This window comes from Akkermansia sp. BCRC 18949 (genome assembly GCF_045011645.1).
In the GTDB taxonomy this organism is placed as follows: domain Bacteria; phylum Verrucomicrobiota; class Verrucomicrobiia; order Verrucomicrobiales; family Akkermansiaceae; genus Akkermansia; species Akkermansia massiliensis.
Map to the genome: position 1 here is coordinate 1 of NZ_CP123619.1, position 12306 is coordinate 12306.

4 protein-coding genes, 2 tRNA genes and 3 rRNA genes are annotated in these 12306 nt (G+C 55.3%); 2 read left to right on the forward strand and 7 right to left on the reverse strand.

Annotated elements, in window-relative coordinates:
• Positions 1 to 24 precede the first annotated feature (24 nt).
• From rrf to P8A25_RS00025, 5 genes are all read right to left on the reverse strand, one after another.
• Positions 25 to 140: ribosomal RNA gene (gene rrf / locus P8A25_RS00005) — 5S ribosomal RNA — on the reverse strand.
• A gap of 235 nt (positions 141 to 375) precedes the next feature.
• Positions 376 to 3211: ribosomal RNA gene (locus P8A25_RS00010) — 23S ribosomal RNA — on the reverse strand.
• Positions 3212 to 3421: 210 nt separating this feature from the next.
• A tRNA-Ile gene (locus P8A25_RS00015) sits at positions 3422 to 3498 on the reverse strand.
• 82 nt (positions 3499 to 3580) lie between these two features.
• Positions 3581 to 3656: transfer RNA gene (locus tag P8A25_RS00020), tRNA-Ala, on the reverse strand.
• 170 nt (positions 3657 to 3826) lie between these two features.
• A 16S ribosomal RNA gene (locus tag P8A25_RS00025) occupies positions 3827 to 5338 on the reverse strand.
• The 16S, 23S and 5S rRNA genes sit together here with 2 tRNA genes alongside, the layout of an rRNA operon.
• A gap of 968 nt (positions 5339 to 6306) precedes the next feature.
• Here P8A25_RS00025 and P8A25_RS00030 point away from each other — a divergent pair.
• A complete protein-coding gene (locus P8A25_RS00030) occupies positions 6307 to 7059 on the forward strand; it encodes a PEP-CTERM sorting domain-containing protein (protein ID WP_215442958.1) in 753 nt (250 codons plus the stop codon).
• 151 nt (positions 7060 to 7210) lie between these two features.
• Here P8A25_RS00030 and clpB read toward each other — a convergent pair whose 3' ends face one another.
• Positions 7211 to 9793 carry an ATP-dependent chaperone ClpB gene (clpB, locus tag P8A25_RS00035; RefSeq protein WP_215442956.1) on the reverse strand — a complete coding sequence of 861 codons (2583 nt, stop codon included), beginning with the start codon at positions 9791 to 9793 and terminating at the stop codon, positions 7211 to 7213.
• 185 nt (positions 9794 to 9978) lie between these two features.
• Between clpB and P8A25_RS00040 the strand changes: the two genes are divergently transcribed.
• Positions 9979 to 11583 carry a putative Ig domain-containing protein gene (locus P8A25_RS00040; RefSeq protein WP_215442954.1) on the forward strand — a complete coding sequence of 535 codons (1605 nt, stop codon included), beginning with the start codon at positions 9979 to 9981 and terminating at the stop codon, positions 11581 to 11583.
• A 149-nt stretch (positions 11584 to 11732) separates the two neighbouring features.
• Here P8A25_RS00040 and kdpC read toward each other — a convergent pair whose 3' ends face one another.
• Positions 11733 to 12299, reverse strand: coding sequence for a potassium-transporting ATPase subunit KdpC (kdpC, locus tag P8A25_RS00045; RefSeq protein ID WP_102721304.1), 567 nt, complete (start codon positions 12297 to 12299; stop codon positions 11733 to 11735).
• Positions 12300 to 12306: the final 7 nt, after the last annotated feature.

Consider the following 12306-nt stretch of genomic DNA (forward strand, 5'->3'; position numbering starts at 1 on the left):
AACTGGCGGGGCCTGATGAAAAAATCCCGGCGGCGACCTACTCTTGCGGGACCTATCGTCCGACTACCATTGGCGCGGCAGCGTTTCACTTCCGGGTTCGGAACGGGACCGGGTGGGACCACTGCGCTCTGGCCACCGGGCTTCAGGGGGAAGAGTTTTTCATTTTCTTCATCCTGCCTGCCCGGGAGCCCTTGGGGGCTTTGAGGGGGATTTTTTAAGGGTTGTTGTGTGTGTGGCTAAGAAGATTTCCTCTCGTTACGAGGGGAAGGAATCAGCGTAAACTGACATCTGCGTGGCTGGTGGTGTTACTTTTAAACATACATCCAATGAACAAGACAACAGCAAGTTGTTATTCACGAACGGGAGTGATGTAATATGATGAAGTCTATTGGTGATTAGTATCGCTTGGCTCAATACATTGCTGCACTTACACCTGCGACCTATCAACGTGGTGGTCTTCCACGAACCTATAGGGAAAACTCATCTTGGGATGGGCTTGGCGCTTAGATGCTTTCAGCGCTTATCCCGTCCGCACTTAGCTACTCGGCCATGCACTTGACAGTACAACCGATGCACCAGTGGTGCGTCAGACCCGGTCCTCTCGTACTAAGGTCTGAACCCCTCAATTTTCCAACGCCCACAGAGGATAGAGGACCGAACTGTCTCGCGACGTTCTGAACCCAGCTCGCGTGCCGCTTTAACCGGCGAACAGCCGGACCCTTGGGACCTTCTCCAGCCCCAGGATGCGACGAGCCGACATCGAGGTGCCAAACCACGCCGTCGATATGAACTCTTGGGCGTGATCAGCCTGTTATCCCTAAGGTACCTTTTATCCGTTGAGCGACGGCAATTCCACTTTCTACCGCCGGATCACTTGGGCCTGCTTTCGCATCTGCTCGACTTGTTGGTCTCACAGTTAGGCGGGCTTATGCCCATGCACTCGACACCCGGTTGCCAACCGGGCTGAGCCCACCTTCGCGCTCCTCCGTTACTCTTTGGGAGGATACCGCCCCAGTAAAACTGACCGGCTGACACGGTCCTCTGGCCGGATTCACGGCTCAGGGTTAGATCCTCCAGTTTCAAAGGGTGGTGTCTCATTGATGACTCCGACGCCCCCTAAAGGGCGTCTTCAGCGTCTCCCACTTACTCTGAGCATTAAAACCGAAGAAACAATGACAGCTTACAGTTAAGGTCTATAGGGTCTTTCCGTCCTTCTGCGGGTAGGCGGCATCTTCACCGCCACTACAATTTCACTGAGCGCCTGGTTGAGACAGTGCCCAACTCGTTTCACGATTCGTGCAGGTCGGAACTTACCCGACAAGGAATTTCGCTACCTTAGGACCGTTATAGTTACGGCCGACATTCACCGGGACTTGGGTTCAGAGCTTCGCCTTGCGGCTAACCCCTTGCCTTAATCTTTCGGCATTGGTCACGTGTCACACCCTATACTTCGACTTGCGTCTTTGCAGAGTGCTGTGTTTTTGATAAACAGTCGGTTGGGCCATTTCTCTGCGGCCTGCATCGCTGCAGGCACCCCTTCTTCCGAAGTTACGGGGCTAATTTGCCGAGTTCCTTAACCAGGTTTCACTCTTACGCCTTGGTATATTCTACCCACCCACCTGTGTCGGTTTGCGGTACGGGTCGCTTAGCATACGCTGGGGCTTTTCTTGGCACTCGATCCAATGATGCGCTGAGTCCGTGGACTCAACTCGGAATTCAATAACCTAGTCATCTTTTCTCATGCGTCCCCCCAGTTTAAGGGTCGCGAGCTCAGGATTATTAACCTGATATCCATCGCCTACGCCTCTCGGCCTCGGCTTAGGTCCCGGCTAACCCAGGGACGAAACACGTTGCCCTGGAAACCTCGGGTTTACGGCGGCCGGGGATTTCACCCGGCTTTACGTTACTCATGTCTGCATACTCACTTGCATGTGCTCCAGGGTCAGTCGCCATCACCCTTCAACGCGCATGCAACGCTCTTCTACCACTCTACCGTAAGGTAAAGTCCAGAGCTTCGGTATAACGCTTGATCGCCAATCATTTTCGGCGCAGGATCACTCGATGAGTAAGCTATTACGCATTTTTTAAATGGTGGCTGCTTCTAAGCCAACATCCTCACTGTCTGTGTAATCCCACATCCTTTCCACTGAGCGTTATTTAGGCACCTTAGCTGCTGGTCTGGGTTGTTTCCCTCTCGACAATGAAGCTTATCCCCCACTGTCTCACTGCCACGTTCCATTGCACGGTATTCGGAGTTTGATAAGGTTTGGTAAGCGGGTGTGCCCCCTAGCCTTGTCAGTGCTCTACCCCCGCGCATCAGCACGTGACGCTGCACCTAAATGCATTTCGAAGAGAACCAGCTATCACGGGGTTTGATTAGCCTTTCACTCCTACCCTCAGCTCATCAGAGAACTTTTCAACGTTCACCTGTTCGGTCCTCCACATGGTTTTACCCATGCTTCAACCTGGCCAAGGGTAGGTCACCTCCGCTTCGGGTCCAGTACCTGCGACTTAATTCGCCCTATTCGGACTTGCTTTCGCTGCGACTCCGGGCCGGAAGCCCTTAGTCTTGCCACAAACACTGACTCGCAGACTCATTAAACAAAAGGCACGCCATCGCAGATTGCTCTGCTCTGACACTTTGTAGACATACGGTTTCAGGTTCTATTTCACTCCGCTCACAGCGGTTCTTTTCACCTTTCCCTCGCGGTACTTGTTCACTATCGGTCGCCAACTAGTATTTAGCCTTGCGCGGTGGTCCGCGCTGATTCATACATCGTTCCACGTGTGATGTATTACTCAGGATCCCACTAATTCCCACGCTGGATTTCGTCTACAGGGCTTTCACCTTCTACGGCCAGCCTTTCCAGGCTGTTCTACTATCCAGTATGGTCGAATATCTCGTGGTCCTACAACCCCGAAGGAGTACCTTCGGTTTGGGCTCCATCCGCTTTCGCTCGCCACTACTTACGGAATCGATTTCTCTTTCTTTTCCTCCGCTTACTGAGATGTTTCACTTCAGCGGGTTTCGCGTTTCATACCCTATGTATTCAGGTATGAACGATCGAGTATTGCCTCGATCAGGTTACCCCATTCGGATACCCCCGGATCATCGCTTGCTTGCAGCTTCCCGAGGATTTTCGCAGCTTGCCGCGTCCTTCTTCGCCTGTTGGCACCAAGGCATTCACCGTACGCCCTTACTTACTTCATCATATTGCAAAAGTTTTTTACCACTTCCACAATACCACAAAGCCCTTTCGTGACTTACTGTATTGTCTTATTTCTTGGTATGCATGTTTTAAATTGTGTATTGTAGTTGTTTTTCAACTACCCACTTTGTTGGAAAGCAATTGCTTCTCAGCAATTGTTTTCTTTGCCACGCAGATGTCAATTTTCGCTTTCCCTCAATAATCGATTTTTTTGGTGGGCCTGACAGGACTTGAACCTGTGACCCCGCGCTTATCAAGCGCGTGCTCTAACCAACTGAGCTACAGGCCCGGTTTTGGGTCTCTGAGAGACAGTTACCAAATACTAAAGTTTAGTTACTAAAGTTTTCCGGCTCCCGCCTTCTTACCGAAACTGGTGGAGGCACGGGGACTCGAACCCCGGACATCCAGCTTGCAAAGCTGGCGCTCTACCAACTGAGCTATACCCCCAGTTGCGGTTCTTTTTGAAAAAAGGTCGTCACGCACGTCGTGCCTAGTTTCGCTCCAAGCGAACTGGCTGTTTACACATCTTTGGTTCGTTGCGGGCCCTCGCGGGTTCCGCTCTCTCTTCCCTCGGGAAGAGATCCGACCTGTGCATTTTTCATGCACTTTCTCCATAGAAAGGAGGTGATCCAGCCGCAGGTTCCCCTACGGCTACCTTGTTACGACTTCATCCCAGTTACCAGTCTCACCTTAGGACCCTGCCTCCTTGCGGTTGGCTTCAGATACTTCGGGTGCGACCGGCTTCCATGATGTGACGGGCGGTGTGTACAAGACCCGGGAACGTATTCACGGCGCCGTAGCTGATGCGCCATTACTAGCGATTCCGGCTTCGTGTAGGCGGGTTGCAGCCTACAGTCCGAACTGGGCCCAGTTTTTAGGATTTCCTCCGCCTCGCGGCTTCGGCCCCCTCTGTACTGGGCATTGTAGTACGTGTGCAGCCCTGGGCATAAGGGCCATACTGACCTGACGTCGTCCCCACCTTCCTCCCAGTTGATCTGGGCAGTCTCGCCAGAGTCCCCACCTTTACGTGCTGGTAACTGGCAACAGGGGTTGCGCTCGTTGCTGGACTTAACCAAACATCTCACGACACGAGCTGACGACGGCCATGCAGCACCTGTGTAACGCCTCCGAAGAGTCGCATGCTTTCACATGTTGTTCATTACATGTCAAGCCCAGGTAAGGTTCTTCGCGTTGCATCGAATTAAGCCACATACTCCACCGCTTGTGCGGGTCCCCGTCAATTTCTTTGAGTTTTAATCTTGCGACCGTACTCCCCAGGCGGCACGCTTAACGCGTTAGCTCCGGCACGCAGGGGGTCGATTCCCCGCACACCAAGCGTGCACCGTTTACTGCCAGGACTACAGGGGTATCTAATCCCTTTCGCTCCCCTGGCCTTCGTGCCTCAGCGTCAGTTAATGTCCAGGAACCCGCCTTCGCCACGAGTGTTCCTCTCGATATCTACGCATTTCACTGCTACACCGAGAATTCCGGTTCCCCCTCCATTACTCTAGTCTCGCAGTATCATGTGCAGTCCGGGGGTTGAGCCCCCGCCTTTCACACACGACTTACGAAACCGCCTACGCACGCTTTACGCCCAGTGATTCCGAACAACGCTTGAGACCTCTGTATTACCGCGGCTGCTGGCACAGAGTTAGCCGTCTCTTCCTCTTGTGGTACTATCTTTTTAATTTGCTCCCACATGACAGGGGTTTACAATCCGAAGACCTTCATTCCCCCACGCGGCGTCGCACCATCAGGGTTTCCCCCATTGTGAATGATTCTCGACTGCTGCCACCCGTAGGTGTCTGGACCGTGTCTCAGTTCCAGTGTGGCCGGACATCCTCTCAGACCGGCTACCCGTCATCGCCTTGGTGAGCCGTTACCTCACCAACTAACTAATAGGACGCGAGCCCATCCCCAAGCGCATTGCTGCTTTAATCTTGCGATTTTATGCGGTATTAATCCCAGTTTCCCGGGGCTATCCCACTCTTGGGGGCAGGTTACTCACGTGTTACTCACCCGTGCGCCACTAGAGAATTATTAGCAAGCTAGCAATTCTCCCGTTCGACTTGCATGTCTTATCCACGCCGCCAGCGTTCGTTCTGAGCCAGAATCAAACTCTCCATCAAATATAATTTTTGAAATTGCTGGACCAAATGGAATCTTTCGATTTCATCTGCGCCATGCTTCAGTCAGCTCTTCCCTCAAGTTGTGTCTCTTGAGGTCCTCTTCGCTCTGCCAAGCACGGCGCGCGTCACGACCTTTTTTCTTTCCCCTTGCTTCTACCAATCCGCCCCTCTCGGAGCTAGGTCGCTCCTTCGGGTTTTTTCTCCCTCACACGTCTCTCGACGCATTCAGGAAAACCCTCGGCGGGTTCGGTAGTCATTCCCTTGAAATCTTCTTATCGGCCCCTTTAATGAGGCTCTTCCGGGTGGCCGGCCCCGGCTTCATTCAGGCCCTCTTTCGAGTCCCTCCTGCCGCCGGGCTTTTCATCCCGTCGCCGTGTTGGCGTGCCGAGAAGTCTACCATTTTCACCCCCCTTGTCAATTTTTTTCGAGTCGTTTTTTGTGAGAGTCTTTCATCCATTTTGTCACGTCCATTCATAACTTCCAATTTATAAAATAGTTAGGCTTTTGTCATACTCCCCCTCCCTCGTGCCATTTTTTTGAACATTTTCTCCCGTGATGTTTCCGCAATAACTACAGTTCCTCTTTTTTGCCCCCTGCCAGGACGAAAAAAAGGGCTATTGAACGCAGGTGCTTCCTTCGCCCACCTCCATTGCATTCCTTCCCTTGAAAAGGAGACTGAACCATTTTGTTTTCCCATGGACGGAAAGGATTTTTTCTGCTATCTATAGGAAGTTTTTATTATTTTGCCATCTATGAAAAGATCATTCTGGATTGGAATTATCTGCGCTGCCTGCTGCCTGGGAAACATTCCTTCCTCATCCGCTGTACAAACAGCCAGTATAGGCTCCACTTTTTCCTGCACCTTCCTGGATTCCGGGGACCAGGGATTTTTTGATTCATCAAGCACCCATACATGGGACCAAGGCCAGATAGACGCTGCCATACGGGCGTTGACCACATGGGATAGCTTGATCAATTCCACCCCGGGCAGAACACTTAATGTTGGCCTCACCTGGTACGACGGAGCCAATTCCTCCACTCTGGCCTCCGCCTATTCTCCTTATTTCTACTACCAGTCAAATGGACCGCAACAGGTTTCCACCCTGGTGGAGTCCGTCTGGCGCGATGGGAGCACGAGGACTGCCACGGGCTACGATATTTACATCCAGTGCAATACCTCTCATTTGAATTCTCTTTATTACGAGGCCGCCTTACCGGCGGAACATACGGGAAAATATGATTTTCAAAGCATCCTGACCCATGAGGTAGGGCATGCCGCAGGGTTTCTTTCCCTGGCGACACAAACCGGTACCTTCCAGGTCCAGTCCGGGAATGCTTCAGCAGCTTACAGCACCATGCTGTACACCAGGTATGATTCCCTGTTAACCAACCAGGAAGGCCAATCCATCGTGAATAAGGCCGGAAACGGGAATACGGCATTTACACTTGGAGAAACCCTGTCCCTGGGCGATACGGGGCTCACCGCCTATAACCCCGCCACCTGGCAGCAAGGGTCCAGCATGGCCCACATCGACAGCGCGAGCGATCCGGACGCCCTCATGCAGTATTCCATTTCGCCGGATACCTACCACCGTACCCTGACGGATGGAGAAATGGAATTGATGCGTTCCATGGGCTGGAAGATGGTTCCGGAGCCCGGCACCTCCACGCTTTCCCTGCTGGGGCTGGCCGTGCTCGCTTTACGAAGACGCCGCTGCTGACGGTTTCCTCTCCCGGATTTTCCTTTCACGCCGGCCAGACGGCAGTTTCCTTTAGCCGCCAGGGAGTGGATTGATAGCAGAAGGGCGTTCCTGCCAGGGAACGCCCTTCATGGTTTTTCCCGGCGGCACACCGGAAAAGCAGCCTTTTCAGTTATTTCTTTTCCTTGGTAAAGTCCAGCTTGCCGCCCTTTTCCCGCACCACGATTTCCGTCCCTTCCGGGAAGTCGCCCTCCAGGAGCTTGAGGCTGAGGGGGTCCAGCAGGTCATGCTGAATGGCCCGCTTGAGGGGACGCGCTCCATAGACAGGGTCAAAGCCATGGTCCGCCACCAGGGCCGTAGCCTCCGGAGTCATGCGCAGGAACAGGCCCTTGGCTTCCAGGCGCTTGCGGACGCGCTGGAGCTGGATGTCCACAATGCCTTTGAGTTCCTCCGCCGTCAGACGGTCAAAGATGATGATTTCATCAATGCGGTTCAGGAATTCCGGGCGGAAGTGGCCGCGCAGGGCTTCCATCGCCTTGGCTTCCCGCTGTTCCGCGTTGGATTCATTGAGGATGTACTGGCTGCCGATGTTGGAGGTCATGATGATGACGGTGTTCCGGAAGTCCACCGTACGCCCCTGGCCGTCCGTGATGCGGCCGTCATCCAATACCTGGAGCAACACGTTGAAGACGTCCGGATGGGCTTTTTCAATTTCATCAAAGAGGACCACGCAGTACGGACGGCGGCGCACGGCTTCAGAGAGCTGGCCGCCTTCTTCATAACCCACATATCCGGGAGGCGCCCCGATGAGGCGCGCCACGGAGTGCTTTTCCATGTATTCGGACATGTCAATGCGCACGATGGCGTTTTCATTGTCAAAGAGGAATTCCGCCAGCGCCTTGCTGAGCTCCGTCTTGCCCACGCCCGTGGGGCCCAGGAACAGGAAGGAGCCGATGGGCCTGTTTTCATCCTGCAATCCCGCGCGGGCGCGCCGCACGGCGTCGGACACGGCCTTGACAGCCTGCTTCTGCCCGATCACGCGGGCGCCCAGGCGTTCTTCCATATGCACCAGCTTGGCGCGCTCCCCTTCCTGCAGGCGCGCGGCGGGAATGCCGGTCCAGGTGGCCACCACCTTGGCGATGTCCCCTTCCGTGACTTCCTCCTTGAGCAGGCCTCCGTCCTCCTTCTGCATTTTGTTGAGCTTTTCCTTGCCTTCCGTCAGGGCGCGTTCCGCTTCCGGAAGTTCACCGTACGTGATTTCGGAAGCGCGGGTCAGATCCCCCATTCTCTTGGCCCTTTCGCTTTCCAGCTTGAGAGCCTCTATTTTTTCCTGTTCCCTGCGGACGGCGTCCAGAACGTCTTTTTCACTTTTCCACTTGGCAATCATGGAGCCGGATTTTTCCTTCAGGTCCGCCAGATCCTTGGTGATTTTTTCCAGACGCGCCTTGCTGTCGGCATCCTCTTCCTTCACCAGGGCCTGCCGTTCCATTTCAAGCTGCATGGCTTCGCGTTCGATCTGGTCGATTTCCGTGGGCATGGAATCCAGCTCAATCTTGAGCCGGGCCGCTGCTTCGTCCACCAGGTCCACCGCCTTGTCAGGCAGGAAACGGTCTGAGATATAACGGTCGGAAAGAGTGGCGGCAGCCACAATGGCGGCGTCCGTAATGCGCACGCCGTGGTGAACTTCATAACGTTCCTTCAGGCCGCGCAGAATGGCGATGGTGTCCTCCACGCTGGGTTCAGACACCATGACAGGCTGAAACCGTCGTTCCAGGGCCGCATCCTTTTCAATGTATTTGCGGTATTCGTCCAGCGTCGTCGCGCCGATGGTCCGCAGTTCGCCACGGGCCAGAGCGGGCTTAAGCAGGTTGGAGGCGTCCACCGCCCCTTCACTGGCGCCCGCGCCCACGATGGTGTGCAGTTCGTCAATGAACAGGATGATTTCACCGTTGGAGTCCGTCACTTCCTTGAGGAAGGATTTCAAGCGTTCTTCAAATTCGCCGCGGTATTTGGCCCCCGCGAGCATGGACCCGATGTTGAGGGACACAATGCGCTTGTTGCGCATGCTTTCCGGCACGTCACCGTTGACAATGCGCCGCGCCAGGCCTTCTGCAATGGCGGTCTTGCCCACGCCGGGCTCCCCGATGAGCACGGGGTTGTTCTTGGTCCGGCGGGAAAGGATCTGGAGGACGCGGCGGATTTCCGTATCACGGCCGATAACGGGGTCAATCTTGCCGGCGCGGGCGCGGGCCGTCAGGTCCGTGCCGTATTTTTCCAGCGTCTGGTATTTGCCTTCCGGGTTGTCGTCCGTCACGCGCTGGTTGCCGCGCACTTCCTTCATGGCGGCCAGATAGTTGTCCTTGGACAGTCCAAAGGTGTCCGTCAACTGGTGCACCTTGTTCTGCGTGTCCAGAGCCCCCAGCATGAAGTGCTCCACGCTGAGGTAGTCATCCTTGAGCTTTTTGCGTTCATCCTCGGCAGCGTGCATCACCGTAGCCAGGTCACGGCCCATCTGGGGCTGCGTGGTAGCACCGCTCTGGGTGGGTTCATGGGATACTTCCCTCTGGGCGGCCTGCAACAGCAGGCCCGGATCACAAGAGGCCTTCCGGAGAATAGGGGAAAGAATTCCGCCGTCCTGCTCCAGCAACGCCACCAGAACGTCCAGGGAGGAAATTTCCGGCTTTCCGAGCCGCCCTGCCGTCTGCTGCGCCTGCATCAGCGCTTCCTGAAATTTTGTTGTTAGATTGTTAAGCATGGTATGTTGGTAATTTAGACATAAGAATATCTCCAACCGTTGAATGGGAAAGCAGGATTTTTGCCGTTATCCAAATTTTTTTGACCCTCCGAATTCCTTGTAATATTGTAGTGCATCCGGCGTATTTTACAGAACCAGCATTTTACCGGCCTTTTCTTTTTTCCTGTCTCCAGTTTTTTACCAAAATGATCCGTCTTTCTTTTCTTCCGTTCCTATGCTCCGCCCTGCTCCTGGTTCAAACGGGAGCCTCCGGCAAGGAGATGCCTTCCCCCTATCCCGCTCCGGAACCCGGCGTCCGCCTGACACCGCCGGAATCACCGGCTCCCGTGCTGAACGAACCGCGGCTTTTCGGCGCACGCCCCGGCTCTCCCATCCAGTTCGCCATCTGCGCCAGCGGAGAACGCCCCATGAGCTTTGCCGCCGCCAAATTGCCCCCCGGCGTGAAGCTGGACAGGGAAACCGGCGTCATCACCGGTAAGATCAGCCGTCCGGGAACTTATGCCTTTCCCGTGCAGATAAGCAACAGCCACGGCAAAGCGAACGGGACCATCACTGTCCGCATCGGGAAGGAGATGTGCCTGACTCCCCCCATGGGCTGGAGCAGCTGGTATTCCTACAGCGGCGGCGTGAGCCAGGAAAATATCCTGAAAACCGCCCGGCTGCTCATCAGTTCCGGGCTGGCCCAATACGGCTACCGCTATGTCAACATTGACGATTGCTGGCAAGGCGCCAGAGGCGGCAAGTACCGCGCCATCCAGCCCAACAAGCGTTTTCCGGATATGAAGTCCATGTGCCGTGAAATCCACAGCCTGGGACTGAAAGCGGGGATTTACTCAACCCCGTGGATGGGAACTTACGCCGGCTACATGGGAGGCACTTCCCCCAATCCGCAGGGAGATTATTCCTCCCTGGCCCTTCCTGAAAACAAACGCCCGCAGCCCGATCAATTGTTCGGGAGCTGTCCGGGTTCCCAGCGGCTGGGAGCCGCCAAAACAGGCCCCGTATGGATGATTACCCAGGATGCCAGGCAGTGGGCGGAATGGGGGTTTGACTACGTCAAGATGGACTGGTACCTGATCGACGTGCCCAGCACGGAAAGAATCGCGGCGGATTTGAAAAAAAGCGGCAGGGATATTGTGCTGAGCGTTTCCAATTCCACCCCGTTTGAGATTGCCGGCCCCATCAGCAAAACGGCCAACGTCTGGCGCACGACGGGAGATATCGAAGACCACTGGGGCAGTTTGAAGAAGATCGCTTCCTCCCAGGAGAAATGGCAGCCCTATGCCGAACCGGGACACTGGAATGATCCGGACATGCTTCAAATCGGCCGCCTGGGCAAGGTCGGAAAGGCGAATACCACATTCTCCCCCACCCGGCTGACTCCGGACGAGCAGTATTTCCAGATGTCCTTCTGGGCCATAATATCCGCCCCCCTGATTATTTCATGCGATCTGGAGCATCTGGACGATTTCACGCGGGGCATCCTGTGCAACCGGGAAGTGATCGCCGTCAACCAGACGTTTCACGGCCCTTCGGAAAAAGTCCTGTCCCAAGATGATGGAGAAGTATGGATCAAACCGCTGGGGGAAGGCCGTACCGCCGTCGGCTTTTTCAATAAAAGCAATAAAGGCCAGATCATTCATGTCCCCCTTTCCCGCCTCAAGCTGAAGTCTCCGCAAAACGCGCGCGACCTGTGGAAGCAGGAAAACGCCGGAACGGCAAGCCGGGAAATGAAGGTGCGGCTCAATCCCCACGGAGCGGCCCTGTTTCTTCTGGAAGGCAAAAGATAGCCCCATGGTTCTGGAGGAGAGTTCCTCCCTTTCATTCATAAAATCCGCCCCGGCGACCGGAGAAAGATGCGGAACCAAGGCACCGGACAACTGCCGGACGATTTTTCCGCCAGGGTATTCCCCGGACCGGGACGGTCAACTATATACCACTAACTGGGGGGCAATGTATCCAGGGCGGCGTTCAGCGTCATCACGTTGATTACGTTTTCCCCCAGGATGCCGCCCGGAATGAGGTGTTCCGCCACCAATCGCCTTACTTTTTCCAGTGGCAGCTTGCGGGCCGCCGCCACGCGGGCCGCCTGGAATTCCGCCGCTTCCGGGGAAATGCAGGATTCCAGACCGCTTCCGGAAGCGAACAGGAGATCTGCCGGAACAGGCGTTTCCTGCGGCAGGTTGTGGGCTTTCAGCAGGGCCGCCTTGCGCTCCGCCACCGTCCTGACCAGTTCTCCGGAGGTCCAGGAGAGGTTGCTGGCACCGGAAGGCATGGTGGCGTAGTCCCCGGCGGAGGGCCTGGGCCAGAAGTACCTGGCGGAAGTGAAGGGCTGGGCGATGAGCTCCGAGGCGATGACTTCCCCCCGTTCATTCCGGATCAGGGAGCCGTGCGCCTGATGGGGGAACAGAATCAGGCTGACAAGCGTGACAGCCAGGGGATAAATGCCGCCGGTGACGACGGCCAGCGCCAGAAACAGGCGCAGATTGGGAAATGTCCATTTCATAATGATT

Excerpts from the sequence above, each read along its gene's own strand:
- P8A25_RS00040 (WP_215442954.1), top strand. The coding sequence starts at position 9,979 with ATGATCCGTCTTTCTTTTCTTCCGTTCCTATGCTCCGCCCTGCTCCTG.
- clpB (WP_215442956.1), bottom strand. The coding sequence starts at position 9,793 with ATGCTTAACAATCTAACAACAAAATTTCAGGAAGCGCTGATGCAGGCG.
- kdpC (WP_102721304.1), bottom strand. The coding sequence starts at position 12,299 with ATGAAATGGACATTTCCCAATCTGCGCCTGTTTCTGGCGCTGGCCGTC.